At 70.5% G+C, this 26,106-nt stretch carries 25 protein-coding genes; 11 read left to right on the forward strand and 14 right to left on the reverse strand.

Annotated elements, in window-relative coordinates:
* Positions 1–852: 852 nt before the first annotated feature.
* The 6 genes from chlG to MKK67_RS17840 all read left to right on the forward strand — a co-directional run bounded on the left by chlG (position 853) and on the right by MKK67_RS17840 (position 7,154).
* Positions 853–1,737, forward strand: a complete 885-nt coding sequence (gene chlG / locus MKK67_RS17815) for a chlorophyll synthase ChlG (protein WP_243966555.1) — start codon at positions 853–855, stop codon at positions 1,735–1,737.
* A 458-nt stretch (positions 1,738–2,195) separates the two neighbouring features.
* Positions 2,196–3,434 carry a BCD family MFS transporter gene (locus MKK67_RS17820; protein ID WP_243966556.1) on the forward strand — a complete coding sequence of 413 codons (1,239 nt, stop codon included), beginning with the start codon at positions 2,196–2,198 and terminating at the stop codon, positions 3,432–3,434.
* A 4-nt stretch (positions 3,435–3,438) separates the two neighbouring features.
* A complete protein-coding gene (locus MKK67_RS17825) occupies positions 3,439–4,653 on the forward strand; it encodes a geranylgeranyl diphosphate reductase (protein ID WP_243966557.1) in 1,215 nt (404 codons plus the stop codon).
* Between the two features lie 5 nt (positions 4,654–4,658).
* Entirely contained in the window at positions 4,659–5,153 is a 495-nt protein-coding gene (locus tag MKK67_RS17830; RefSeq protein WP_279594623.1) for a tryptophan-rich sensory protein, read from the forward strand.
* A complete protein-coding gene (locus MKK67_RS17835) occupies positions 5,153–5,491 on the forward strand; it encodes a hypothetical protein (RefSeq protein ID WP_243966560.1) in 339 nt (112 codons plus the stop codon). The genes MKK67_RS17830 and MKK67_RS17835 overlap by 1 nt, the downstream gene beginning before the upstream one ends.
* 85 nt (positions 5,492–5,576) lie before the next feature.
* Positions 5,577–7,154: a cytochrome c gene (locus MKK67_RS17840; RefSeq protein WP_409568416.1), complete on the forward strand. Its 1,578-nt coding sequence runs from the start codon at positions 5,577–5,579 to the stop codon at positions 7,152–7,154.
* 276 nt (positions 7,155–7,430) lie between these two features.
* Here MKK67_RS17840 and MKK67_RS17845 read toward each other — a convergent pair whose 3' ends face one another.
* The 3 genes from MKK67_RS17845 to MKK67_RS17855 form a co-directional block, all read right to left on the reverse strand.
* The gene (locus MKK67_RS17845; protein ID WP_243966562.1) at positions 7,431–7,730 is read right to left on the reverse strand and encodes a GIY-YIG nuclease family protein; all 300 of its coding nucleotides are present in this window, start codon (positions 7,728–7,730) and stop codon (positions 7,431–7,433) included.
* A 339-nt stretch (positions 7,731–8,069) separates the two neighbouring features.
* Positions 8,070–8,354, reverse strand: coding sequence for a HigA family addiction module antitoxin (locus MKK67_RS17850; protein WP_092037298.1), 285 nt, complete (start codon positions 8,352–8,354; stop codon positions 8,070–8,072).
* A 4-nt stretch (positions 8,355–8,358) separates the two neighbouring features.
* Positions 8,359–8,646 carry a type II toxin-antitoxin system RelE/ParE family toxin gene (locus tag MKK67_RS17855; RefSeq protein ID WP_243966563.1) on the reverse strand — a complete coding sequence of 96 codons (288 nt, stop codon included), beginning with the start codon at positions 8,644–8,646 and terminating at the stop codon, positions 8,359–8,361.
* A 366-nt stretch (positions 8,647–9,012) separates the two neighbouring features.
* Between MKK67_RS17855 and MKK67_RS17860 the strand changes: the two genes are divergently transcribed.
* Positions 9,013–9,186 (forward strand): YqaE/Pmp3 family membrane protein, encoded by a 174-nt coding sequence (locus MKK67_RS17860; RefSeq protein WP_243966564.1) that lies wholly within the window; start codon positions 9,013–9,015, stop codon positions 9,184–9,186.
* Between the two features lie 716 nt (positions 9,187–9,902).
* Here the strand turns inward: MKK67_RS17860 and MKK67_RS17865 are convergent.
* Together MKK67_RS17865 and MKK67_RS17870 are read right to left on the reverse strand one after the other, a co-directional pair.
* The gene (locus MKK67_RS17865; RefSeq protein ID WP_243966565.1) at positions 9,903–11,360 is read right to left on the reverse strand and encodes a murein L,D-transpeptidase family protein; all 1,458 of its coding nucleotides are present in this window, start codon (positions 11,358–11,360) and stop codon (positions 9,903–9,905) included.
* Between the two features lie 420 nt (positions 11,361–11,780).
* Positions 11,781–12,956, reverse strand: a complete 1,176-nt coding sequence (locus tag MKK67_RS17870; protein ID WP_243966567.1) for an MFS transporter — start codon at positions 12,954–12,956, stop codon at positions 11,781–11,783.
* A 96-nt stretch (positions 12,957–13,052) separates the two neighbouring features.
* Here MKK67_RS17870 and MKK67_RS17875 point away from each other — a divergent pair, with 96 nt between their 5' ends.
* Positions 13,053–13,955 (forward strand): LysR family transcriptional regulator, encoded by a 903-nt coding sequence (locus MKK67_RS17875; protein WP_243966568.1) that lies wholly within the window; start codon positions 13,053–13,055, stop codon positions 13,953–13,955.
* A 48-nt stretch (positions 13,956–14,003) separates the two neighbouring features.
* Here the strand turns inward: MKK67_RS17875 and MKK67_RS17880 are convergent, their stop codons facing one another.
* On the reverse strand, positions 14,004–14,864 hold the full coding sequence (locus MKK67_RS17880; RefSeq protein WP_243966570.1) for a helix-turn-helix transcriptional regulator: 861 nt from the start codon (positions 14,862–14,864) through the stop codon (positions 14,004–14,006).
* A 156-nt stretch (positions 14,865–15,020) separates the two neighbouring features.
* On the opposite strand from MKK67_RS17880, the gene MKK67_RS17885 reads away from it, so the two are divergent.
* Positions 15,021–15,908 (forward strand): DMT family transporter, encoded by an 888-nt coding sequence (locus tag MKK67_RS17885; RefSeq protein WP_243966580.1) that lies wholly within the window; start codon positions 15,021–15,023, stop codon positions 15,906–15,908.
* 11 nt (positions 15,909–15,919) lie between these two features.
* Here the strand turns inward: MKK67_RS17885 and MKK67_RS17890 are convergent, their stop codons facing one another.
* Complete coding sequence (locus tag MKK67_RS17890) at positions 15,920–17,065, reverse strand: MFS transporter (protein WP_313899028.1); 1,146 nt, start codon at positions 17,063–17,065, stop codon at positions 15,920–15,922.
* Positions 16,972–17,454, reverse strand: a complete 483-nt coding sequence (locus MKK67_RS32660; RefSeq protein ID WP_279601690.1) for an MFS transporter — start codon at positions 17,452–17,454, stop codon at positions 16,972–16,974. Before MKK67_RS32660 ends, MKK67_RS17890 begins: the two co-directional genes overlap by 94 nt.
* 108 nt (positions 17,455–17,562) lie before the next feature.
* Here MKK67_RS32660 and MKK67_RS17895 point away from each other — a divergent pair, with 108 nt between their 5' ends.
* Positions 17,563–18,447 (forward strand): LysR substrate-binding domain-containing protein, encoded by an 885-nt coding sequence (locus MKK67_RS17895; RefSeq protein WP_243966596.1) that lies wholly within the window; start codon positions 17,563–17,565, stop codon positions 18,445–18,447.
* A 226-nt stretch (positions 18,448–18,673) separates the two neighbouring features.
* On the opposite strand, the gene MKK67_RS17900 is transcribed toward MKK67_RS17895, so the two are convergent.
* The 5 genes from MKK67_RS17900 to MKK67_RS17920 form a co-directional block, all read right to left on the reverse strand.
* Complete coding sequence (locus MKK67_RS17900) at positions 18,674–19,405, reverse strand: DUF1796 family putative cysteine peptidase (protein WP_243966616.1); 732 nt, start codon at positions 19,403–19,405, stop codon at positions 18,674–18,676.
* Positions 19,406–19,520: 115 nt separating this feature from the next.
* On the reverse strand, positions 19,521–20,483 hold the full coding sequence (locus tag MKK67_RS17905; protein WP_243966627.1) for an acetyl-CoA carboxylase carboxyltransferase subunit alpha: 963 nt from the start codon (positions 20,481–20,483) through the stop codon (positions 19,521–19,523).
* Positions 20,484–20,940: 457 nt separating this feature from the next.
* Entirely contained in the window at positions 20,941–22,146 is a 1,206-nt protein-coding gene (locus MKK67_RS17910) for a DUF2252 family protein (RefSeq protein ID WP_243966635.1), read from the reverse strand.
* Positions 22,147–22,370: 224 nt separating this feature from the next.
* Complete coding sequence (locus tag MKK67_RS17915) at positions 22,371–23,744, reverse strand: PleD family two-component system response regulator (RefSeq protein ID WP_243966644.1); 1,374 nt, start codon at positions 23,742–23,744, stop codon at positions 22,371–22,373.
* A 79-nt stretch (positions 23,745–23,823) separates the two neighbouring features.
* The gene (locus MKK67_RS17920) at positions 23,824–24,195 is read right to left on the reverse strand and encodes a response regulator (RefSeq protein ID WP_007560977.1); all 372 of its coding nucleotides are present in this window, start codon (positions 24,193–24,195) and stop codon (positions 23,824–23,826) included.
* Between the two features lie 80 nt (positions 24,196–24,275).
* Between MKK67_RS17920 and MKK67_RS17925 the strand changes: the two genes are divergently transcribed.
* Entirely contained in the window at positions 24,276–24,572 is a 297-nt protein-coding gene (locus tag MKK67_RS17925) for a DUF3572 domain-containing protein (protein ID WP_243966652.1), read from the forward strand.
* Positions 24,573–25,191: 619 nt separating this feature from the next.
* On the opposite strand, the gene MKK67_RS17930 is transcribed toward MKK67_RS17925, so the two are convergent.
* On the reverse strand, positions 25,192–26,097 hold the full coding sequence (locus MKK67_RS17930) for a cell envelope integrity EipB family protein (protein ID WP_243966661.1): 906 nt from the start codon (positions 26,095–26,097) through the stop codon (positions 25,192–25,194).
* Positions 26,098–26,106 lie beyond the last annotated feature (9 nt).

Genomic DNA, 26,106 nt, shown 5'->3' on the forward strand with positions numbered 1-26,106 from the left:
GTTTTCGGGCGGCCCGCACGGCGCCCCGGTGAATCGCCCCACCCGGGACGGATCACGACCTTGGGTTGCGTCGCTAAGCTCGCACCGACGGAACCGACGCGACGATCCCTCCGGAAATCCCACCCCCCGCCCTCATCCTGAGGCGCCGCGCACCGGCCTCTAAGGAGACCTCCAGGGCTCGCCCGGCCGGTCGGAGGGGTTCTTCGATGCCCCCGCTGGCCTCTGGCGCCTCAGGATGAGGCGGGTGGGTTGGAGAACCCGACCTTCGAATCCAACCCCACCCCCTCATCCTGAGGCGCCGAAGCGCAGCGGAGGCCTCGAAGGAGCCCTCCAGCCGGCCGGGCGATCCCTGGAGGCCTCCTTCGAGGCCGCTGCGCGGCGCCTCAGGATGAGGGCGGGGGGTGGGATATCCGGAGGGATCGTCGCGTCGGTCCCGTCGGTGCGAGCGTAGCGACGCAACCCAAGGTCGTGATCCGTCCCGGGTGGGGCGATTCACCGGGGCGCCGTGCGGGCCGCCCGAAAACGGTCTTGGGCGGACATCCGACCCCCAAAACCCGCCCCGGTCCGAAGCCCGGATACGCCGCGCGCAACCTCAGCCGGCCAGCCGGATTTGCCGATTCTTCGAAGGTTCAGCGCCGCCACCCTTCGCGCGGCCTGCGCAGGCTGGCTCAGGCAGCGCCGATTCTTCGCAGAACCGCCCGCGCACCTGACGCGATCGTGTCCGGTTGATGCTGGTACTGGATTATGTATTCGCAGGCTTACAGCTACGTTTGTACGCCAATCCGGATCGACATTTTCCCGCCGAGTGTAAATCCAGCTTGACACGCCCGGCGGCCCCGGTAGCCTGCCTGTATGGCTACCACGCCCGCCCCGAGCGCCGTCGTCGAGCTCCTCAAGCCGCTCACTTGGTTCGCGCCGATGTGGGCGTTCGCCTGTGGGGTGATCTCGTCCGGACAGCCGGCCCACGGGCAATGGCCGGTGATCGCCGCGGGCGTCGTGCTGGCCGGGCCGCTGGTCTGCGCTACCAGCCAGGCCACCAACGACTGGTTCGACCGGCATGTCGATGCGATCAACGAGCCGGGCCGGCCGATCCCCTCCGGGCGCATACCGGGCCGCTGGGGCCTCTACCTGGCGCTCGGCTGGACCCTGCTGTCGCTGCTGGTCGCCGCGGCCCTCGGGCCGTGGATCCTGGGTGCCGCCCTGTTCGGGCTGGTGCTCGCCTGGATCTACTCCGCACCACCGTTGCGTCTCAAAAAAAACGGCTGGTGGGGCAATGCCGCGGTCGGGCTCTGCTACGAGGGCCTGCCCTGGTTCACCGGCGCCGCCGTGATGGCCGCCGCCCTGCCCGACCGGCGGGTGCTGCTCGTCGCCCTACTCTATTCCATCGGCGCCCACGGCATCATGACCCTCAACGACTTCAAGTCGGTGGAGGGTGACCGGCGCATGGGGCTCCTGTCCCTGCCGGTCCAGATGGGCACCGACCGGGCCGCCCGCTTCGCCTGCCTGGTCATGGCCGTGCCGCAGGTGGTGGTGATCGGGCTGCTGCTCGCCTGGGAGCGCCAGGGCCATGCCGCCCTGGTAGCCGCCCTGCTCGCCGGCCAGCTCGCCCTGATGGTCCGGTTCCTGAAGAGCCCGCGCGAGCGGGCGGCCTGGTACAACGGCACCGGCACGACCCTCTACGTCCTCGGCATGCTGGTCGCCGCCTTCGCGCTGCGGCCGCTGGTGGGAGGGGCGTGATGACGCCTTCGGATTCGATCGGGGCGTCCGCCCGGAGACCGGATGAGTCGCAGGTCCCCTCTCCCGTGCGGGAGAGGGACAGGGTGAGGGACCAGGATTTTCCGGATCGGTCGCACCCCTCACCCCAACCCTCTCCCGCACGGGAGAGGGAGCAGGTTGCGGTTTCGGTGCTCGATGAGAATACCGAGCCGACCCACGCGCCTCTCCCTCCCCCCTCTGCGGGGGAGGGTACCCTGCGCAGCAGGGGGGGAGAGGGGCAGCGCGACGCTGCAGGATCGCACGCCCGTCGCGACCTTTCCGGCAACGCCGCTCCCCTCTCCCGACCCGGCCTGAAGGCCGGCCCACCCTCCCCCGCAGAGGGGGGAGGGAAAGGCGCGGCGCCTGAAGACGGCCTGGGCTGGCCCCAGATCGTCCGCCTCGGCCTGGTCCAGACCGCGCTGGGCAGCGTCGTCGTGCTGATGACCGCCACCCTCAACCGGGTGATGGTGGTCGAACTGGCCCTGCCCGCCCTGGTGCCGGGGTTTCTGGTCGCCCTGCACTACGCCGCGCAGGTGCTGCGCCCGCGCTGGGGCTACGGCTCGGACCGGAGCGGGACGCGCACGCCCTGGATCGTCGGCGGCATGGCCGCCCTCTGCCTCGGCGGGTTCGGGGCGGCCTGCGGCACGGCGCTCGCCGCCACTGACCTCGTGCTCGGCCTCGCCCTGGCGGCCCTGTCGTTCCTCTGCGTCGGGATCGGGGCCGGGGCCGCCGGGACGTCGTTGCTCGTTTTGCTGTCTGGGGGTGTCGCCCCGGCCCGGCGCGGAGCCGCCGCCACCATCGTCTGGGTGATGATGATCCTGGGCTTCGCCCTGACGGCACCGCTCGCCGGGCACTTTTTGGATCCGTTCTCCGGCCTGAGGCTGGTCGCCGTCTCCGGCACGGTTTCACTCGTGGCCTTCTGCGTCGCCGTGCTGGCGCTGGCCGGAGTCGAGCGGCGCCTGCCCGCCCGGGCGCCCGAGCCCGAAGCGGCCAAAAAACCGTTCTTCACGGTCCTGGCCCATGTGCTCTCCGATCCCGTGGCCCGGACCTTCACGATCTTCGTGTTCGTCTCGATGCTGGCCTACAGCGCCCAGGAACTGATCCTGGAACCCTATGCCGGGCTGGTCTTCGCCATGAGCCCCGGGGCGACCACCAAGCTCGCCGGGCTCCAGCATGGCGGCGTGCTCGCCGGGATGCTGCTGGTGGCGGGCGTGACGCTGGTGGCTCGCGGTACGCCCCTCGCCTCCCTCCGGCTGTGGATCGCGCTCGGCTGCGCCGGCTCGGCCGCCGCCCTGTTCGCGCTGGCCGCGGGCGGTGATGTCCTGCCCCTGCGGCCGGTGGTGTTCGCGCTGGGCGTCGCCAACGGCGCCTACGCGGTCACCGCCATCGGCTCGATGATGGCGCTCGCCGGCCGCGGCGACGCTCGGGAGCGCGGCACCCGCATGGGCGTCTGGGGCGCGGCCCAGGGCATCGCCTTCGGGGCCGGCGGTTTTCTCGGGGCCGCCGCCGTGGATGCGGTGCGGCTCATCACGGCCGAGCCGGTTCAGGCCTACGCCGCCGTCTTCGCCGCCGAGGGGGTGTTGTTCCTCGTCGCGGTGGTGCTGGCCCTGCGGCTCGAACCCGTCCGGGCTCCCGCTCGGGGCACGATCCCGCTCAATCCCATCCTCGGCGCGAGGTAACGCGATGGCTCGGTTGGTTGATGGCGTTTCCTACGATGTCGTCGTGGTCGGAGGCGGTCCCGCGGGGGCCACGGCGGCGACCGAGCTGGCCCGGGCCGGGCACGCGGTGCTGCTCCTCGACAAGCCCGGGCGGATCAAGCCCTGCGGCGGTGCGATCCCGCCCCGGCTGATCCGCGACTTCGCGATTCCCGATTCCCTGCTGGTCGCCAAGATCCGCTCCGCCCGGATGGTGGCGCCGAGCGGCAAGGCCGTGGACATGCCGGTGGGCGAAGGCTTCGTCGGCATGGTCGATCGCCAGCATTTCGACCCGTGGCTGCGCACCCGCGCCGAGGAGGCCGGCGCCGACCTGCGCGAAGCGGCCTATGAAAAGATGACGCGACCGGATGACGGGCTGCCGCTGGTGCATTTCACCACCGGCAAGGGCGAGGCCCAGGCCCGCCACACGGTCCGGGCGCGGCTGGTGATCGGCGCCGATGGGGCCTGCTCGCCGGTCGGCCGGGCCGAGGTGCCGGGCCACGACAAGATGAAACAGGTTTTCGCCTATCACGAGATCGTCCGGGTTCCGGCCCCCGACGCGCCGGGCGGCGACGCCGTGGATGCCGCCCGCTGCGATGTCTATTACCAGGGCCGGCACTCGCCGGATTTCTATTCCTGGATTTTTCCGCACGGGGACACCGCCAGCATCGGCACCGGCAGCGCCAAGAAGGGGTTTTCCCTGCGCTCCTCGATCCGGGCGCTGCGCGTCGCCACCGGCCTCGACGGCGCCGAGACGATCCGCCGGGAGGGCGCCCCCCTGCCGCTGAAGCCGCTCAAGCGCTGGGACAACGGCCGCGACGTGCTGCTCGCGGGCGACGCCGCCGGTGTGGTCGCCCCGGCCTCCGGCGAGGGCATCTACTACGCGATGCTGGGCGGCCAGCTCTCGGCGGAGGCGGCCAAGAGCTTCCTGGCCACCGGGGATGTCCGGGCGCTCGCGGGTGCGCGGAAACAATTCATGAAGCTGCACGGCCGCGTGTTCTGGATCCTCGGGATCATGCAGTGGGTCTGGTACCGCAGCGACGGCCTGCGCGAGCGCTTCGTCTCGATCTGCCGGGACAAGGATGTCCAGCAGCTCACCTGGGACAGCTACATGAACAAGGAGCTGGTCCGGGCGAAACCCGCCGCCCACGCGCGGATCTTCTTCAAGGATCTCGCCCACCTGTTCCGCTGGGTCTCCCCGTGACTCTTCTGGGACTCGACTCCGGCTGGGGGCCGCCTGCGGTGGCGGCATCGGCCGCCGTGCTGGTGGCCGTGGCCGGCGCCGTCGCGACCAAGACGGATGGCTGGTACCGGCACCTGCGCTTTCCGTCCTGGAAGCCGCCGGACTGGGCGTTCGGGCCGGTCTGGACCACGATCTTCCTGCTCACCACCATCGCCGCCGTGATGGTCTGGAACCGCGATCCCGACCCGACCGCCCGGCTGCTGCTGGTCGCCGCCTACGCGGTGAACGGCGTGCTCAACATCGCCTGGAGCGTGCTGTTCTTCCGGTTCCGCCGGCCGGACTGGGCGCTGGCCGAGGTCGCGGCCCTGTGGCTGTCGATCGCCGTGCTCGTGCTGGTCACCGGCCGGGTCTCCACCGCGGCCGGGCTGATGAACCTGCCGTATCTGGCCTGGGTCAGCGTCGCCGCCTGCCTGAACCTGCGGATCGTGCGCCTCAACGCGCCGTTCCGGGGGCTCGCCTGATGGAAGCCCTGTTCGCCTCGGGCCGGATCATCGACCTCATCCTGGCGCTGGTCGCCGCCGAGGCGCTGCTGCTCGCCTGGCTGGCCCGGCGCCGGGGCCTGGCCCGGGCGCCGCTCCTGGCCAACCTCGCCTCCGGGGCGGCCCTGATGCTGGCCCTGCGCGCCGCCCTCACCGGGGCCGTCTGGCCGGTCGTCGCCGGATGGATGCTCGCGGGGCTTTTGGCCCATCTGGCGGACCTGACGTTGCGCCTGCGCGCCGCCCGGACGCAACGCCGCAGCCCCCCGCCGGCCGGAACAACGCCGCAAACGGGCGCGTTCACGCGCGGTATCACCTTGTAACGACTATAAACGCGACCCGGGAGATGTGGTCATGCAGCTTAAAGCATCATCCCGACAGGTACGCCCCGGCCTTCGCAAAAAGATGATGCTTGCGCAAAACCTGAGAGCATCGTCCGCCCCAATCCTGGCGGGCCTGCTGCTCGCCTTCCCGGCCCTGGCGCAGGACGGCTCCGACCCGGTCGAGCGCGGCAAATACCTCGTGACCATGGGCGATTGCGCCGCCTGCCACACCGCCCCGGGCGGAAAGTTCCTGGCCGGCAACTACGCGCTCAACATGCCGTTCGGGGTGATCATGACCCCCAACCTCACCCCCGACAAGGAGACCGGGCTCGGCGATTATAGCTACGCCGACTTCGAGAAGTCGTTCCGGCAGGGCTACAGCAAGCATGTCGGGTATCTCTACCCGGCCTTCCCGTTCGGCTGGTACACCAAGGTCACCGACGAGGACACGCAGGCGATCTGGGCCTATCTGCAATCGCTCCCGCCGGTGAACGAGAAGCGCAAAGAGAACCAGATCCCGTTCCCGTTCAACGTCCGCACCGCGCTGGTGACCTGGCGGACGGCGTTCTTCACGGAGGAGCGCTTCAAGCCCGACCCCAATGCCAGCGCCGAGGTGAACCGCGGCGGCTACTTGGTCGAGGGGCTCGGCCACTGCGCCATGTGCCACAACGAGAACAAGCTCGTCGGCAATTCGAGCTTCGCCGGCCGCTTCGGCGGCGGCGTCATCGACGGCTGGTACGCCCCCAACATCACCCCGGACGGCCACCAGGGCATCGGCGCCTGGACCGATGAGCAGGTGGTCACCTACCTCAAGACCGGCACCGCGCCTGGCGACCGCCCCGGCGTCGCGGCGGGCCCGATGCGCCAGACCATCATGGAATCCCTCTCCAAGGTGAAGGAGGAGGACCTGAAGGCGATGGTCGCCTATCTGCGCACGGTTCCGGCCAAGCAGACCTACAAGGCCAAGGACCTCGCCGCCTTCGACAAGCCGGATGCCCCCGGCGCGTCCACCTACCTGACCTACTGCTCCTCCTGCCACCAGCCCGACGGCAAGGGCATCGAGGGCGCGGTGCCGGCGCTCGCCGGCAACACCTCGGTCCAGTCCGAAGGCCCCGAGACGGTGCTGCGGGTGATCTATGGGGGGCTCGCCGCCCAGAGCGGGCTCGCCCCGATGGTGGCGATCGGCCAGCAGATGACCGATGTCGAGGTCCGGAACGTCACCGACTACATCCGCAATTCCTGGGGCAACAAGGCACCGCCGGTGACCGGCGACAAGGCCTCCGAGGCCCGGGCCGCCACCAAGACGATGTTGGCCGGCACGGCCCCCTGCGCCGAGATCGAGCAGGACACGCTCAAGGCCGCCTTCGACAAGGTCGGGGTCGCGGCGACGCTCACCGGCCTGAAGCAGCAGGATTTCGTGCCGACGCTGGTCCGGGTGGTGCCGCAGATCAAGGCGGCCGACACCGGCGCCTCCGACGACGACGTGGTCAACGCCCTGACCACGGCCTTCTGCAAGGTCGGCCGCGACGACCCGCAATACGCGGCGCCGAGCTGGCCCGCGGTGATCGGCACCTTCGCCAACGTCGCCTACAGCCAGGTGAAGAACCCGGAGAAGCAGGCGGCGAACGTTCCCAGCGCCACCACGCCGCCGGTGAAGAACTGAGTTTTTTCGGGGGGGTGCTGGACGTGCCCTCCCCGTCCGTGCGGCTACGAGCTACAGGGGTTCGGATTTACATTTCCCCCGGCAAGAAAAGCCTGATCTCGTTCTTCAGGCGAAGGCTCGACAAATACCGCCCCGCACCGTCATCCCGGGGCCGCGCATCGGAGCCCGGGATCCAGAGTCGCCGACGTGCCAAGCTCCTGCAGGGGCAGCGTTTCTGGTTTCCGAGCTCCGCTGCGCGGACCCGGAATGACAGAGGGTGTTTGACGACGGGGCGCCCTAGTATCCGCTCCATCCGGCGAGGGTGCCGTACAGGTCCGACCAGTCCGGGTTCATCTCCTCGATCAGACGGATCTTCCAGTCGCGCCGCCATTTCTTTAGCGCCTTCTCCCGCGCGATCGCCTCGATGACGCGGTCGTAGGACTCGTACCAGACGAGCCGCGTCACACCATAGGTCGCGGTGAAACCGGGGCTGTGCCGCGTTCTGTGTTCGTAGACCCGGCGCGCAAGATTGTTGGTCACGCCGACATAGAGCGTGCCGTGCAGACGGCTGGCGAGCATGTAGACGTGGAAGGCCATGGCGCAGCCGAGCTTAGAATACGTATCGATCAGACGAGAGCGTCTGCTTTCCCGCAAGCCTGAATGACGCCCTACCCGTCATTCCGGGGCGCCGCAGGCGAGCCCGGAACCCAGACCCGCTGAGGCGCACGGAGAGCGCGGAACGCTGCGGTTCACATTCGGCAACCACGGCGGTTCTGGGTTCCGGGCTCCGCTGCGCGGCCCCGGAATGACGTGGCGGGTGGCGGAAGCGCGTCGTGGATCACGTCCCTGACGTGTCGGAGGGCGAACGACGCCGCCTCGGCCACCTCCAGCCGGTGGTTCCCGTCCGTCCCATCGCGCCGGGCGTGAAAGAGGCGCTCAGGCCGGTTCGTAGCGCCGCACCTTCGAAAGGTCCGTCTCGGCCTCGGCCCGCGAGAGGTCGTGCGCGGTCTGAAGGTTGAGCCAGAACTGGGGTGTCGTCCCGAACCGGGTGCTCAAGCGCAACGCGGTATCCGCGGTCACGCCGCGGCGTTCGCGGACGATCTCGCTGAGCCTGTTGGGCGGGACATCGATCTCGGCGGCGAGGCGATTGGCGCTCAGTCCGAGCGGCGCCATGAACTCCTCGCGTAGAACCTCACCGGGATGCGTGCGCAGGCGGGGCATGGGGTTATCCTCTGTGGTAATCCACGATCTCGACTTTCTCGGGCCCGGCGTCGCCCCACGTGAAGCAGATGCGCCACTGGTCGTTGATGCGGATGCTCCACTGTCCGGCGCGGTCCCCGCTCAGCTTCTCAAGCTGATTGCCGGGCGGGGAACGCAGGTCGCCTAGAGCGGTGGCAGCGTCGATCATGTCGAGCTTGCGCACAGCGACGGCCTTGAAGGCGCGCCACTGCCGGTGACAGGTATCGTGGAGGTGGAGCGCCTCCGTATCCTTGTCCGCGAAACTCTGGATCATCGCTGCGTGTTATGTTGTACGTAAAACGTATCAGGAATGGCGGAGAAGGGCAACGAGGTCTTCAAAGGATCCATGTTTCGGCGGACGCTCCAGCCTCCACGTCGTCATCCTGGGGGCCGTAGGCGAGCCCGGGATCCAGAGCCGCCGAGTGATGCGAATCGGTCGGAACGCTACAGCGGAGAGTCCTGCAACCGCGGCGGCTCTGGATTGCCGCCTCCCTCCGGCGGCCCCTCCGGGTCCGGGCTCCGCTGCGCGGCCCCGGAATGACAGGGAGGGCGGCCTAAGCCCACGGCGCTCCCACGGGAACGGACAAGGCCGCGCTTCGTTTGAGCCGGGATTCCTCAGGCCTTGAGCCCCGGAGTGCCCGTGTCGACCCTCGTCCGTATCCTGCTCGCGATCTTCATCCCCCCGGTGGCGGTGCTCGTCACCACGGGGTTCGGCCTGCAGTTCCTGCTGAACATCCTGCTGTGGCTGATCTTCTGGCTGCCCGGCACGGTCCACGCCCTGTGGCTGATGAACCGCGACCGGCCGCTGGTGTGAGCTCGAGCGCTCGCCGCCGAAGTGGAGTCCGGTTCGGCGTCAGCGAGCGTGTTCAATCAGGGTCTTAGAGCCAGCCCTTTCAAGGTGTTTGCGGCAGCGGACTGTCCCGCTAGCCTCACGACGCTTGGTTCTTGCGGAGCCCGGTCTGGAAACAACCCCGTCATCCCGGCGCCGCGAAGCGGAGCCCGGGATCCAGAAACACCGTGGGATCAATAGCTTGCGCCGTCGGCGGCTCTGGATCCCGGGCTCGCCTGCGGCGCCCCGGGATGACGGGGTAGAGGCTGATGCCTCGTGGAAATCCGGGATTCGTGGAAGAGGAGCATCTCCCCTTAAGCGATCCCGCTCTCACATCCGTGCCGTGTCTGCCACGCTTCCCTTGGCGAGGATCGCGGGTGGGCCATCGGATCTGCGCTGCGATCCGAGCCGATCGATCCCTTTGGGAAAATCCAGGGCCACGGCCCAATCCGAACACCTTGAAAGGGCTGGGTCTTAGGGCCTGTTGGACCGGTCTTTCCCACCCACGCCCTCATCCTGAGGTGTGAGCGCAGCGAGCCTCGAAGGAGCCCTCCAGCCAGCCGCGCGACCCCTGGAGGGCTCCTTCGAGGGCGCCGCTGTGCGTCGCCACCTCAGGATGAGGGGGTTGGATTGGACGGACGCCGATCAAGACGAAGCCAATCCCTGTCGGGTACCGTGTCGCGACGCGATCGGGAACGGCTCTACGGCTTGGTCTTCGCCTCCGGCTCGCCCTTGCGCAGGACGAGCTTCGCATCCGTCTTGGCCTCGACCTTGGCGGTCTTCACCGCGTGCGGCTTGGCCGCCGCCTTCGGGGCAACCTTCTCGGCCGCGTGCGCGAGCTTGACCGGCTCGGGCACCACGGTCGCGTCCACCGCCGGGGTGACGGGAGCCGTCGGCTTCTCCTTATCGAACAGGGAGCCCAGCACCTTCTGGTAGCTCCTCGGATCGCCGTCGGCGTCGGCCACCGTGATCCGGGCCGGCTTCTCGGAGACTGACGCAGTGGTCTCGATCCGGTCGGGCTCGGACCGGTTGGCCATGAGCGTCGTAGCCGCGGGCTTCTGACCCCGGCCGGCCTTCGCGGTCGCCTTCGCCGGCACGGCCGCGGCCATCATCGTCGGCTGCACCTTCGGGTCGATCTCGATCTCCTGCGGCCCGGCCGCCAGGGTCTCGGGGCGGCTGACGTCGCCGAGATTGTGCCGGCCGAACTCCTTGGCGTCGTAGGGCAGCACGGTCTCGGTGCCGCCGAGGCTCGCGAAGGCGCTGGTGTTGGCCGGCGGCCGGAACACCGGGTTCTGGCCGCCGTCCTGGTAGACCACCCGCACCGCCGGCGTGCCCTTGGCGACGAGTTCCGCCACCTCGCGCTCGTCGTGCTCGCGCTTCTCGGCGACCTGCGGATCGACCTTCGGCTTGCACGAGCCGGCCGCCGCGTCCGAGCCGCCGAACACGTATTTCGTTCCGCACTGGCCGATTTTCGGCTCCTCGCGCAGGGCCTCGAAATAATCCGAGCCCTCCTTGAGGTTCTGCCAGAACGGCATGTTCGGGTCGTTGCGGAACTTGGCCATGTTCTGGGCCGTCATCCGGAACGGGTAGGACTGGAACTGAAAGCTGCGCTGGCCGCCGATGAACGCCTCGCGCGCCACCGCGTAGATCTCCGCGATGGTCGCGTCGGTCATGGCGAAGCAGCCCGCCGACGAGCAGGTGCCGTGCACCATCAGGTAGCGGCCGGTGCGCCCGTTGGCCCGGTCGACGGCGTTCGGGAAGCCGGTGTCGAACGACAGGTAGTACGAGGAATTCGGGTTCATCAGCCCCGGGGTGATCGTGTAAAACCCCTCCGGCGCCTGCCGGTCGCCCTCGCGGACCTTCGGCCCGAGCTGGCCGGACCAGCGGCAGATTGGGTAGGTCTTCAGCAGGGCGTAGCGGCCGTCGCCGCCGCGCTTCCAGACCTCCATCTCCGCTTCCTTCTTGTAGGCGCGGATCAGGATCGGGTCGGATTGCTGCATGCCCTTGGTCTGCATCAGGGCCAGCGTCTGGGGGGCGATCGGCGCGATGCTGCGCGCGGTCGGGCCGTTGATCCCGGAGCCGTCCTGGCAGCCGGCCAGCGCGAGGGCCAGCAGGGAAGCGGCCGCCAGCAATCGCACCGTCGCGAGACGCGCCGTCATGGGGAACCTCGTCGTCTAGCCTGCGCCCGGCGGCCTTTTGATAGCCGACATCGGGCGCCACTCCCCAACCCAATAGGCTCGTTAAGCTTGCACCTTTGTTACCGCAAGGACCCGGGCGCAACACTGCACGGCTGTGAGCGGTGGATTGACGCTATGCACACGTCTTCGCGAGATGGGGATGAGGGCCGCGACGAACATGCGCGCGCTCCCTCCCCCCTCTGCGGGGGAGGGTGGGCCGGCCGTCAGGCCGGGTCGGGAGAGGGGCGGCGCGACGGTTCAGGATCTCGCGCTCGTTGCGCCCTTTCCGGAAACGGCGCTCCCCTCTCCCGACGCCCTTCGGGGGCCACCCTCCCCCGCAAAGGGGGGAGGGAAAGCGCGGTGGTTCAGGCTCTTGCGGCCAAGGCCGACTGACCGAATCCCTTATCCGCAGCTCGCCGCCGCGGCGGCCCGCACCCGTCCGTCCCGGCGCAGCCACAGCAGCAGGGCGAGCCCCGCCGCCGCCATGGCGGCGCCCGCGAGCGGCACGGCCCTGTAGCCGAGCCCGGCATCGATCACGCCGCCGCCGACCGCCGCCCCGATGGCGTTGCCGAGGTTGAACGCACCGATATTCATCGCCGAGGCGAGGTTCGGCGCCGCGCCGGCCTTCTCCATCACCCGCATCTGCAAGGGCGGCACCAGGGCGAAGCTCGCCACGCCCCAGAGCAGGATCAGCAGGGCCGCGCCGCCCTCCAGGCGCATGCCCCAGGCGAACAGGGCCAGCACCGCGACCAGCCCGGCCAGCGACCCGAGGATCGTGCCGTCCACCGAGCGGTCGGCGAGGCGCCCGCCGAGCCAGTTGCCGAGGGTCAGGCCGACGCCAAACAGCATCAGCATCGCGGTGACGAACGGCGTCGTCGCGCCGGTCTCCGTCCGCAGGATCGGCACGATGTAGGTGAACACCGTGAACATCGCGCTGGCGCCGACCACTGTGAGCGCCAGGGCGGCGAGCACCGGCCCGCGCCCGAGCACCCGCAATTCGGCCCGCATGTCGTCCCGGGCCTCGACCTTCAGCTCGGGCAATGCGAGGCGCAGCGCCACCATGGCGAGCGCGCCAACGCCCGCGATGCCCCAGAACGCCGCGCGCCAACCGAGCATCTCGCCGATCCAGGCGGCGAGCGGCACGCCGCCGATCGTCGCGATGGTCAGCCCCGAGAACATCGACGCCACCGCGGCCGCCCGGCGCTCCGGCGGCACGAGCCCGGCGGCCACCACCGAGCCGATCCCGAAGAACGCGCCGTGGTTCAGCGCCGTGACCAGCCGGGCGACGACCAGCATCGCGTAGCTGTCGGCGATGGCCGCCAGCAGGTTGCCGAGGGTAAAGATCGCCATGAGCCCGACCAGCAGCCGGCGCCGGGGCACCCGCGCGGCGGCCAACGTCACCAGCGGCGCGCCGACCTGGACGCCGAGCGCGTAGGCGCTGACCACCAGCCCGGCGGCGGGGATCGAGACGCCGAGATCCCCGGCGACGAGGGGCAGCATGCCCATCGGGGTGAATTCCGTGACGCCGATGCCGAAGGCGCCGATCGCCAGGGCCAGCAGGGGAGGATTGATCGCCATCAGGGCTCTCCGGTTGTTCCGGAACCGCACGTGGCGGATTCGGCGCGCGGGGAGTAGTCCGTTGGCGGGACCAAGATCTGTGCGGGGGTGTCACGAATGTTGCGCGACAAGGCCGACCGCGCCGGGGACATGGCCGTGTTCGTGGCGGTGGCGGAGGCCGGCAGCCTGTCGGCGGCGGCGCGCCGGCTCGGGCTGACGCCCTCGGCGGTGAGCCGGGTCGTCGCCCGGATCGAGGCGCGGCTCGGCGTGCAACTCCTGGTCCGGACCACCCGGACGCTGCGCCTCACCGCCGAGGGCGAGACCTACGGGCGCGCGGCGAGGCGCATCCTGGCCGATCTCGACGAGACCGAGACGGCGCTCTCCGACCGGGGCTGCCCGCGCGGGCGGGTTCGGGTCAGCGCCGCCACCGCCCATGGACGGCTGGTGATCGTGCCGCTGCTCGGGGACTTCGTGGCCTGCCATCCCGGCATCGTGGTCGAGATCGACCTCAGCGACGAGATCGTCGACGTGCTCGGCGGCCGGGCCGACATCGGCATCCGGTTCGGCCCCCTGGCCGACAGCCCGCTCACCGCCCGGCGGCTGGGCGAGACCGGCCGGACCGTGGTGGCCGCCCCCGCCTATCTCGCCCGGGCCGGGACCCCGCGCCGGCCCGCCGATCTCGCCGACCACAATTGCCTGGATTTCACCTTCCGCCGGAGCGAGCCCGGCTGGCCGTTCCGCGAGGACGGACGCGACTTCATCCTGCCGGTGCGCGGCACCCTCGCGGCCAACAACGGCGAGACCCTGGTGCAGCTGGCCCTCGGCGGCGTCGGCATCACCCGGGTCGGCAATTTCCACATCGCCGACGACCTCGCCGCCGGCCGGCTGATGCCGCTCTTGGAGCCGTTCAACCCGCAGGACCGGGAGGCGATCCACGCGGTGTTCGTGGGCGGACCGGCCATGCCGGCCCGGGTGCGGGTGCTGGTCGACTTTTTGGCGGAGCGGCTGCGCGGGGGCTAGAGCATCGTCCTGAACGGTGGGTTCCAGCTTTCGGAAAAAGACGATGCGCTAGGCCCCCGCCCGGTAGGCCGCAGGCGTCGTGCCGGTGGCGGCCCGGAATGCCCGGGTCAGGTGGCTCTGGCTGCTGTAGCCGCAGGCGAGCGCGATGGCGGCGATCGGGTCGCGGCCGCGCAGCAGCACCTTGGCCCGCTCGGTCCGGCGATGGGCGACGTAGACCTGGGGCGACACCCCCCGGCTCGCCCGGAAGGCGCGCTGCAGGTGGAACGGGCTCAGATCCGCCACGGCCGCGAGGTCGGCGAGCCGGATCGTGCCGTGGAGCTGCGCCTCGACATACGCGGCGATCCGCCGGGCCAGATGCGGCGCGAGCCCGCCGGTCAGCGCCCGGCGGCGGAGCCCGCCCCAGCGCGGGTCGGCGAGGAACAGGGCGACCGTCTCGGTCATCACAGACTCGGCCGCCAATGCGTCGCAATCCGCGACCGCGCGCGCGACGTGCCGGAGCGCTACCGCAAGACGGGGCGCCTCCGCGAATGTGACCTCGGGCACGTCGAGCAGCCTGGCGTCGCGCTCGAAGGTTTCGGCATAGGCCCGGGCGAGCTCGTCGGCCGGCAGGTAGAGATGGACGAACGCGAAGGGCGCCGTGATCACCCAGTCCGACTGGTGGCGGTGGGGCATCACGCACAGCGCCCCTGGCCAGCCAGAGACGGTCCTGCCATCGACCCGGCGGGTGCCGCCGCCGCCCTCGAGATAGAGGCTGAAGGTGTGGCCCTCCGGGCTGTCATACGCGACCTCGTCGTGGCTGTTGCTCCACAGGGCCGCCGAGCGCCCGAAGCCGAGGTCCAGCGCGCCGGCGGTCCGGGCGTTCGGCGAAGCGGACAGGAACCCGAAGACGGAGGTCGGGCCGGCGGACATCAAGAAGAACCTTTCAGAGGCGCGTCGTCCCGGATCGGATATCCAGGGCGCGCTGCGCGGTCGAGCCGGGGCCCGCAATGCGCCGCAAGATCCTGCAAGAACGGCCCCCGCCCCTGCGGCTAGGCTCCGAGCAGTCCCAGCCGGATTGCCCGCCCGATGAACGCCCTGCTCTTCGCCGCCACCGTGCTGATCTGGGGCACGACCTGGATCGCCATCACGGTCGAACTCGGACCGGTGCCGGTGCTGGTCTCGGTGCTCTACCGGTTCGCGCTCGCGGCCGCGATCCTGCTCGGCGGCCTCGCCGTCACCGGCCGGCTCACGGTCCCGGCCCTGCGGCACCAGCCGTTCCTCGTCGCGCAGGCCCTGTGCCTGTTCTGCTGCAACTTCCTGTGCTTCTACGCGGCGACCGGCTTCATCCCGTCGGGGCTGGTCTCGGTGGTCTTCTCGCTCGCCACCCTGTTCAACGCCGTCAACGGACGAATCCTGTTCGGTACGCCGATCACCGGGCGGGTCGCGCTGGCCGCCCTGCTGGGCTTCACCGGCCTCGTCCTGCTGTTCGCCCGCGAGCTGTTGGCCGGGCTCGATGCCGGCACGCTGAAGGGGCTGGGGCTCGCCACCCTTGGAACGCTGCTGTTCTCGCTGGGCAACATGGCCTCCCGCCGCAACAGCGCGGCGGGCGTGCCGCCCCTCCAGGCCAATGCCTGGAGCATGGGCTACGGCACCCTGGTCCTGCTCGGCCTCGTCGCCGGCACCGGCACACCGCTGGTGCCGCCGCCCGATACGGCCTACCTCCTGGCGCTCCTCTACCTGGCGGTGATCGGCACGGTGGTCGGCTTCACCGCCTACCTGTCGCTCGTCGCCCGGATCGGGCCCGCGCAGGCCGCCTACGCGACCGTGCTGTTCCCGGTGGTCGCTCTGGCGCTCTCGACGCTGTTCGAGGGCTATCGCTGGCACTGGACCGGCCTGCTCGGCCTGGCGGTGGCCCTGTGCGGCAACATCCTGATGTTCTCCGAGCGGCCGGCCCGGCGCCCGGCCGCCGCCTGAGCATGGCAGTCTCAGGCAACCGGATAATCCGCCCGCTCGGGCATGACCTCCGCCCGATCCCTCGGCGCCGCGAGCAACCCGAACACCGCGCCGGCGCACAGGACCGTAATGGCGGCCAGAGTCCAGGACAGGGTGGTGAAGGCTGCCTGGTAGGCCTGGACCAGGGTTGCGCCGTCGAGGCCCGGCAGCAGCGCGCGGGCGCCATCCGGATCGCCCACCGCCAGGCGCTGGCCCGCCTGCGCGAGGGAGGCATCCCGTAGGCCCGGGACCTGGCGCAGCTCGGCCGCGACCAATCCGGCGAGCGTCGCGCTGACCAGGGCCAGCGCCACGCCCTCGCCGGCGACCCGGACCGTCCCGAAAATGCCCGCCGCCATGCCGGCGCGCTCCCGGGGTACGACGGCGACCGACAAGCCGTCCATCAGGCCCCAGGGCAGGCCGCTGCCGAGGCCGATGAGCAGCATCGGCGCCAGCACCGCGCGGCTGCCGATCTCGACGAAACCCAGCCAGACCAGTCCGGAGGCAGCGATCAGCAGGCCGAGCCCCGAGAGCAGGCCGGGCGAGACCCGCCGGGCCAGGGCGGCGGCCAGCATCGGGACGATGAGCATCGGTGCCGACAGGGCCAGCATCAGGAGCCCGGCCTCCATCTCGCTCCGTCCTTCGATGCCGATGAAGCGCAGGGGCAGGATCACCAGCAGCACCACGAAGCTCGCGCAGGTCGCCACCGGCAGCATCTGCACGCCGACGAAGCGCCGGTAGCGGAACAGGCCGAGGTCGAGCATCGGCCGGGCGGCCCGGGTCTCGATGACTACGAAGGCCAGGAGGAGCAGCGCGGCGGCGGCGAGCAGCTCGCGCAGGGCCGGGCTGTCCCAGCCGAGGCCCGGCGCTTCGATCACCGCCACCGTCAGGGCGGTGAGCATGGCGGTGAAGCTCAGCGTCCCGGGCCCGTCGAGGCGGCTGGCCTGCGGGTCGCGGGTCTCGCGCATCCGCGGCGCCCCGAGCAGGAGCGCGGCCGTGCCCACCAGCGCGCCCACCAGAAAGATCGCGCGCCAGCCGGCGCCACTGATCAGGAAGCCGGTGACGATCGGCCCGAAGGCCAGGCCGACGCCGAAGGTTGTGCCGAGCAGGCTGAAGGCCCGGGTGCGGGATGGCCGTCGAATTCCTGGGCGAGGGCGGCGGTGCCGCCCGCGAGCGCCGCTGCGGCGCCGATTCCCTGCCCGGCCCGGAGCAGGTCGATCAGCCAGACCGAGGGCGCGAAGCCGAGCGCCAGGGAAAACCCGGTGACGATCGCCACGCCCACCGTGAACACCAGCCGGCGGCCGTAACGGTCGGCCAGGGTCCCGGCCGCCATCAGCAGGCTGCCGAAGGTCAGCATGAAGCCGTTGGTGATCCAGGTCAGCGCCTCGGGAGAACCGCCGAGCTCGCGCCCGATGGCCGGCGTCGCCACCGCACCGCCCGAGAAGCTGAGCGGCAGGATCAAGGCGGCGAGGCACACCGCCCCGAGGACCAGCGGATCGCCCGTTCGGGCGGGATGTGGCGTGTCGGGCATGGATCGGCTCTGTCGGGAGGACGGGCCTCACCTTCGCTTGCGGCCTGATCGCCGTTAATCGTGCCTTTCGTCCTGTCATTCCGGATCGATGCGCTCTAATCCGCTGCCATGGACAGCCTCGGCGATATCGCGGCCTTCGTGCGGACGGCGGAGCGGTTGAGCTTCGTCGAGGCGGGGCGCGATCTGCGCCTGTCGGCCTCGGCGGTGGGCAAGGCCGTGGCGCGGCTCGAAGCGGAACTCGGCGTGCGCCTGTTCCACAGGACCACCCGAAAGGTGTCGCTCACCGAGGAGGGCGCCCTGCTCCAGGCGCGCTGCCGGGGCATCCTCGACGACCTGCGCGAGGCCGAGGCGCTGGTCACCCAGAGCCGGCTTGCACCGCGCGGCATCCTGCGGATCAGCCTGCCGATCATCGGCTACCGCTTCCTGCTGCCGGTGCTGCCGGAGTTCCAGAAACGCTATCCTGAGATCGAGCTCGATCTCGACTTCAACGACCGCCTGATCGACCTCGTGGAGGCCGGCGTCGACGCCGCGATCCGCAGCGGCACCCTGGTCGATTCGAGCCTGATGGCCCGGCGGCTCGGCCCGTTCCGGTTCGTGCTCTGCGCCGCCCCATCCTATTTGGACCGGGCCGGCACGCCCCGGTGCCCGGCCGAGCTGGCGGGGCATGCGGCCCTGCGCTTCCGCTTCCCCAGCTCGGGCAAGCTTCAGGACTGGACCCTCGCGGAGCCCCTGCCCGCGGGCCTCTACACCGCGCTCACCTGCAACAACATGGAGGCCCTGCGCGCCGCCGCGATCGGCGGGTTGGGCATCGGCTACATGCCCGACTTTCTGGCCGAGTCGGCCCTGCGCGAGGGCGGCCTGACCCGGATCCTCGACCCGTATCTCACCGATCCCGGCCAGTTCTCGATTCTGTGGTCCTCCGGGCGGCACATGTCGGCCCGGCTGCGCGCCTTCGTGGATTTCGTCGGGGCGCGGTTGTTTCAGGCGGGGTGAGGCAGCGGGGCTTGCGGGTGGGATAAGGGCTTGCTTGGAAAGCGGAATCCCATCCTCCACCTCATCCTGAGGTGCCCGCGCTAGCGGGCCTCGAAGGAGCCCTCCAGGGATCGCGTGGCCGGCTGGAGGGCTCCTTCGAGGGCTCCGCTTCGCTGCGCCGCCTCAGGATGAGGGGGGAGGTTGAGAATGAGGGGGTGGGGAAGATCGGCGCCCTGCGATTGCCCCCTCAGCCGAACACCACCGGCCGCCGCGCCGCCTCGGTGCGGATGATCTCCACGAGCTGCGCGTCCTCGGCCGGGTCGGCGAGGCGCAGGCCGACCGGGGTTGAGCGGGTCTGGATCGTCAGCCAGCGTAAGGTGGGCCGGAGGTCGGTCGCCTCGACGATCGCCACCCCGGGATGCTCTGGCTGGAGCTGCAGGAAGGTCAGGTGGTTGCGGCTGGCACGCGCGCCGAGCAGGTCGTCGATCGCCTCGACCGTCTCCCGGGGCGTGTGCAGATGGGTCATCATCCACAGCCGGTTCTCGGTGCCGGGGGTGTCGAGGGCTACGCGCAGGCGGCGCACGCCCTCGGTCAGGAAGGCGTAATCCGCCTCGTTCACCGCCGGGTCGTGGTGGTTGAACACGCATTCGAGCCCGTGCCGCTCCCGGTAGAGCCGGTGCCGGCCGCGCCAGATGTCGGGGCCGCGCCGCTCTGCTTCCGGGATGCTCTCGAGTTGGCCCCGGTCGGTGAGCGCGGAAAAGTCGTCGTCCAGACAATCCCGGACCATGCCGGGCATCGAAAAGATCCAGTCGAGCGGGCCGGACCAGTGGCGCAGGTCCAGGGTCTTGAGCACGTGCGCCATCTGGCAATTGCAGCCGAGCGAGACGTGGTTGTGCCCGCCCGGCTCGCGCGCGTCGCGACGACCCAGCAGGCGCCCCAGGGCGCCCAGCAGGCCGCCGGTCGCGCCTGGGGAAGTCATACGGTTCGCCCCTGCGGCTGACGCCTCCAGGGCGGTCCGCCGCACCTGCGGCGACGCGCGTTCGCGCTTGCCGACGGCCGAACGCCTCGAACGTCAAAAGTTTCGGCCGTCGGACTCACAGGGTCCGGCCGATGGCGAGGAATTTTTCCGCCCGGCGGTCGCGGATCTCCACGGGGCTCAGGCCGTCGAACTGGGCGAGCGCATCGGCGACGGCGTCGCCCGTGCCGCGGATTGCCGCCTCGCGGTCGCGATGCGCGCCGCCGGTGGCTTCCGGGATGATGCCGTCGATGACGCCGAGCCGCAGCAGGTCCTGGGCGGTGATCTTCATGGCGGTGGCGGCCTCGTGGGCGCGGCCCTGGTCGCGCCACAGGATCGAGGCGGCGCCCTCGGGGGAGATCACCCCGTAGATCGCGTGCTCCAGCATCAGCACCCGGTTGGCGGTGGCGAGCGCGATGGCGCCCCCCGAGCCGCCCTCCCCGATCACCACGGCGACGTTGGGCACGCCGAGCGCCAGGCACGCCTCGGTGGAGCGGGCGATGGCCTCGGCCTGGCCGCGCTCCTCGGCCTCGATGCCCGGATAGGCGCCGGCGGTATCGACGAAGGCGATCACCGGCAGGCCGAACCGGTCGGCGGTCTCCATCAGCCGGACCGCCTTGCGGTAGCCCTCGGGCCGGGCCATCCCGAAATTGTGGCGCAGCCGCGCCTCGGTGGTGGCGCCCTTCTCCTGGCCGAGCACCAGGACCGGGCGCCCGCGGAAGCGGCCGAAGCCGCCCAGGATCGCCTCGTCCTCGCCGAAGGTGCGGTCGCCGGCGAGCGGCGTGAACTCGGAGATCAGCCCGGCGCAGTAATCCACGAAATGCGGGCGCTGCGGATGGCGGGCGACCTGGGTCTTCTGCCAGGGCGTGAGGCTCGCGTAGATCTCGGCGAGCGCCTGGCCGGCCTTCGCCTCGAGCCGGCCGACCTCTTCGGAGATCGAGACGGCGCCGTCGCGCTCGCCGACCGCGCGCAATTCCTCGAGCTTGGCCTCCAGCTCGGCAACCGGCTTCTCGAAGTCGAGGTAGGTGCGCGTCACCGCCATCGTGTCACAGGTCTTCCCGGGTTCGCCGCTCCGGAAGCGGCGGGCGCGAGGTGTTGGCGATGGCGGGGGTGGTGTCAACCGGCGCCGGGTTCGAGCAGCCGTGCGCGGGGGCTTCGGAGGTGGGATTTTTTTGATGGGGTGGGGGCGTTTGTGGGGTTGGGAGAGTGCGTGAGGTAGAGGCGGCGATCCGACATAAGCGTCTGCCCTGAGGTGCCACGCGCCTTCCCTCCCCCCTCTGCGGGGGAGGGTGGGCCGGCCGTCAGGCCGGGTCGGGAGAGGGGAACCCGGCGTCCGGAAAAGGCAGAGCCTGTGTGAGGGCCGGAGCTGTCTCCTGCACCGTCGCTCCCCTCTCCCGACTCCCTTCGGGGGCCACCCTCCCCCGCAGAGGGGGGAGGGAGCGCGCGCGTTCGGCTGCTGCCCTTATCGGCCCATGATGTCGGGACCTGCAAGGTACGCCCTACGCCGCCAGGTCCTCCCGGGCGATGCGGCGGCAATGTTCCAGGTAGCCGCGCTGGTGCGCGCCCATCAGGTCGGTGACGGCGGACCAGAGCCAGCCGGGGGTGTCGGCGCCCTGCCCCGGGGCGCGGACCGTGTCGCTCCAGGCTTGGCGGTCTGCCGCCGACATCTGTCGGCCGTGGGCGCGGCCCAGGATGGCGGCGAGGTGGCCCGAGACCCGCACGGCCTCGCCCCGGGAAAACTGCTCGGCATCGATCTTGAGATCCTGCGGCATCAGCTCGCGGACCGTCACCGGGGTGCCCTGGAAATGCGTGGCGACCATCCGGTCGCCGAGATTCGGCGACAGGGCGCGGGCGCCGGCCACGACGCGGGCGGCGGCATCCGCGGGCATGTCGGCTCCCCTGGCCGGCGGGGCGAGGTACGGCACCGCCTCCTTGACGTCGAGGAGGGCGAGGTGCGGGCGGGCGCCGCCGGAAATCTCCACGAGGCCGGCATAGCGCAGGCGGCCGAGCGAGCTGCAGCCCTTGATCCAGTAGGCGGCGTCGAGCAGCCGGATCGTCGTCCCGGCCTCGGCGCCGCCGAGCGCCAGGACCAGCCGGTGCACGTCCGGGTCACGGCTCAGCGCCTCGAACGCCTCCTGCTCGGCCGGGTCGAGGTCGAAGAACCGGTCGCCTCGCGGCAGGCGGGCGTCCTTGCCCTTCAGCCGCTCCCGGGACAGGTGGCGCCAGCGCCGGCCGAGCGCCCGGCGGCGGGTGGTGGCGACGATCTCGGATTCGGCGATGTCCCGCTCGGCCTCCTCGGGATCGAGGATCCCGTCCGCGTAGCCCACCGCCATGGCGTCCATCATCCGGGCGGTGACGATGCCCGGCAGGGTCGCGTTGAGGGCGGCGGTGACCAGGGACAGGGCCAGCCGGACGAGGTCGAAGGCCGGGTTCGCGATCAGGGTCTGGTCGAGGTCGCGGATCTGGATGTCGATCCGCCCGTCGGGGCCGGCCACCGCGCCGAGATTGCCGAGATGCGCGTCGCCGCAGATCCAGACCGCCGGCCCCTCCGGCAGGGATCCCGCCGGCATGGCGGCGATCAGCTCGTAGAATCGCGCGGTGCTGCCCCGGACATAGGCGTGCGGCGAGGAGGCGATCTTGCACAGGCGGCGCTGTTCCAGCTCGCTCGCCGCGCGCCCCGACCGGGCCGGCACCTGCATATCCATCCGCGTCGTCCGATCCTCTGCCGCGCCCTATCCGACAGGGCCGCGGAACGATGTCGGGTGCGAGGTTAGAATTTCATCCTTAAGCTCGGGTGAGCGTTTTGACGCAGTGCGATGGTGCGGTTCCGTCATCGCGAGCGCAGCGAAGCGACCCAGCGATTCGCTACGATCGAGGATTGCGTGCTGCCCTGGGTTGCTTCGCTGCGCTCGCAATGACGGGTGGGCCTTCAAGCCGCCTGCTGCTCGACCCGGTTCCGCCCCGTGGCCTTGGCCCGGTACAGGGCGATGTCGGCGCGCTTGAGCATGTCGCCCGGGCCGGTATCCTCCGGGTGGCGGATGGCGACGCCGATCGAGACCGTCACGGGAATCGTCCGGGTGGCGCGCTGGACCGAGAACGGCAGCGCCTCGACCTTCTCGCGGATGCGCTCGGCGATGGCCCGGGCCTCGGCCAAACCGGCTTCCGGCAGCACCACCACGATCTCCTCGCCGCCGTAGCGGGCGACGATGTCCACCGGCCGCGTGTGCTGGCGGACGCGCTCGGCGAAGGTGCGCAGCACCTCGTCGCCGGCCTCGTGGCCGTAGCTGTCGTTGATCGCCTTGAACAGGTCGATGTCGAGGATCAGGGCGGCCAGCCCCGGGCGCCGCGCGGTCTCGTCGGCAAACAGCGCGCCGAGATGGTTGTCGAGGTAGCGCCGGTTGTGCAGGCCGGTGAGCGCGTCGGTGATGGCAAGCTGCAGGGAAGCCTGCATGGCGCCCCGCAGGGCCTCCGTGAAGCGCTTGCGCTTCACCTGGGTGCGAACCCGGGCCATCAACTCGTTGCGGTCGACCGGGCGCATCAGGAAGTCGTGGACGCCGAAATCGAGGCCGCGCACCACCCGGCCGCGGTCGTGCTCCTCGGCCAGCATGATCAGCGGCATCGCCCGGGTGGCGTCCTGCGAGCGCAACTGGCTGCACAGGCGAAGCCCATCGAACCCGTCGAGGTCGAGGCTGACCAGGGCGAGGTCGAAGCCGCCCTCGGCGGCCAGGCGCATCGCCGCCTGCGGGTCGGGCTCGATCGTAACGGCGTGGTGCTGGCGCAGGGCCCCGGCCATGCGCTCGGCCGAGCCGGGCCGGTCCTCGACCAGCAGGATCCGGGCGTCGAGGCCGGTCTCGGCGGTGGCGAGCGCCAGGGGATCGCCGATGCCGAACTCGCGCGAGGCCAGCGCCCGCTGGCGCAGCTCGTCGGTGACCGCCTTGAGGCGCACGAGGCTGCGCACCCGGCTGAACAGGGCGGTGTCGTCCACGGGCTTGGTGAGGAAATCGTCGGCGCCGGCATCGAGGCCGCGCAGGCGGTCCGAGGGCTGGTCGAGGGCGGTGACCATCACCACCGGGATATGGGCGGTGACCGGGTTGTTCTTGAGGTAGCGGCAGACCTCGAACCCGTCCATGCCGGGCATCATCACGTCGAGCAGGACCAGGTCGCACAGGCCCTTCTCGCAGATCGCGATCGCGTCCGGGCCGTTCATGGCGGCGACCGTGTCGAAATATTCGAGCCCGAGCTTCGTCTCCAGAAGCTTCACGTTCGGGAACAGGTCGTCGACGATCAGGACGCGGGCCGACATGGTTCCTCGCTGACGCGCGGTTTCTCGGTCCCGCCCCGGGCGGACGGTCAGGCGCCGCTAACGGCGCGCCGCGCTGGCGTCACCGGGGCTCAAGATACGCGCGAACCGTTGCCAAAAACTTCGCGACGGAGATCGGCTTCGACAGATAGGCCTCGCAGCCGCCCTCGCGGATCCGCTCCTCGTCGCCCTTCATGGCGAAGGCCGTGATCGCGATGACCGGAATGCTCTTGAGGTCGTCGTCCTCCTTGAGCCATTTGGTCACTTCGAGGCCGGAGACCTCGGGGAGCTGGATGTCCATGAGGATCAGGTCGGGATGGTGCGCGCGGGCCAGCTCGATCGCCTCGATGCCGTGGGCGGTCTTCAGGGTCGCGTAGCCGTTCGCCTCCAAGAGGTCGTTGAACAGCTTCATGTTCAGTTCGTTATCCTCGACGATCAGCACCGTCTTTTTCATGATCCGATGTCCCGGTGCGCGCCGATCATGATTAGCGGGCGGTGAAGCCCCTTAGTGACCTGTGTAGCGATCACATGTTGATGAATGGCAAACCTCTTCAAGGGGCCGAATCTGCAGAACGGCTCGCCCTGGACGTTCTGCTGTGGATCGTCGCGGAGGATGACCGCCTCCTGCCCTTCCTGGCGGCGAGCGGCCTGAGCGCCAACACCTTGCGCGAAAGCGCCCAGGAGCCGGCCTTCCTGGCGGGCGTGCTCGACCACGTGATGGGCGACGAGGGTGTGCTCGTGGCCTGCGCGGGGGCGCTGGAGATCAAGCCCGAGCGGATTGCCGCAGCTTGGCGCACGCTGTCGCCGCAGCCGGAGGATGATTGGGCCTGAGGCGTCGGTTTGCCGCGTCCTGGGTTGAGCAGCGGGCGGGCTTTCGACGGGGAGGCAATCGGATCATCCCGGTGCCGCCGCTGCTGCACACCCGAGATCGGCGCGCAAGAACACGGTGCCGAACCGGGCGCTGGTCCCCTCTCCCGTGCGGGCTAGGGGCTACACAGGTTGGAAGATTCATCTCCCGAGGATTGATATCCCATACATAATAACTCGCGCCGTCATTCCGGGGCGCCGCAGGCGAACCCGGAATCCAGAAACGCCGTCGGTGCAAGAGTTTGGCACGTCGGCGGCTCTGGATCCCGGGCTCCGCTGCGCGGCCCCGGGATGACGGTGCGTGGCGGCATCGGTCAAGCCTTCGCTTGAAGAACAAGACTGAGCTTTCCGTGCCGGGAAGAGATGAAAATTCTAACCTGTATAATCCTTAGCCCGTGCGGGAGAGGGACAGGGTGAGGGGTGCGACTTCTCCGGACAAACCTGGTCCCTCACCCCAACCCTCTCCCGCACGGGAGAGGGGGCCTGTCGCGCCTGTCCACAATCGGCCCTTTGAACATCGCGGGCTCAGCGCGGAACTACGTGCGCCCCGGCCATCGGCTTCCCAGGCAACGCGGCTTCACCCTCACGGCGTGCAGCCCTTCTCGCTCTCCTTGGCGGCCGCCCGGCCGGCCTGATTGTCGATGTCGAGGGCGGTCATGTCGCCCAGGATGGCGAACTCGCCGTAATCGAGCTTGAGTGCGCCGCTGACCCCGTTCTCGTAGAGATCGAAGCCGAGGGTGTAGATCGGCGTCCGCTCGCCCACCCCAGGCGTGTAGTAGCTCAGCCGCACCGGCCAGTGCGGCATGCCGGCGAGCGGCCCATCCCGCAGAGGCTTGTCCCGGGCGGTGTCCGCGGCCGGGCCGGTGCCGGCATGGCCGATCACCGCGAAGGTGTCGTAGATCTTCTTGCCGTCGTCGGAGCCGTCGAACACCTTGGCCGACAGGGTCGCCTGGCCGGCGCGGGCCGCCTCGATCAGGTGGCGCATGTGCTCGCTCGGGAACAGCACCGGCCCCTCCACGGTGAAGGACTTGGCGCCCTTCAGCTTCACGGTCACGCCGTCGCCCTGCTCCGAGGCGGTGCCGTCCACCGGGGCGGCCGGCTGGTTGTTGGTCAGCGTCGTGGTCTTGAACCGGAACTCGCGGCCCTTGCCGCCCTCGAAGGTGGTGCTGCGCATGTCCGACAGGCGCGGCCCGCTCTCGCCGGAGGAGAGTTCCGTCACCTGCCGGGTCAGCATGGTATAGCCGCGGCAGGCATCGCCCCGGAAGTCGATGACGATGCGGCCCCGGGCGCTCTCCACCGATCGGGTGCCCCCGCCCTCGGCGAGCGACAGGTCGTAGACCGCCCGGTGGTTGGCCAGCACGATCTCCTGCGCCGACGCGGGGGTCTCGACCTTGGCCGCGGGGGCCGGTGGTTCGGCGACGGCCGGCGCAGCCTGCGCCCCCCAGGCGGAGACGAGCAGGCCGGCCGTCAGGAGATGCGAGAGGCGCATGAATAATCC

The sequence above is a fragment of the Methylobacterium sp. J-072 genome, from assembly GCF_022829425.1.
Taxonomy (GTDB): Bacteria; Pseudomonadota; Alphaproteobacteria; order Rhizobiales; family Beijerinckiaceae; genus Methylobacterium.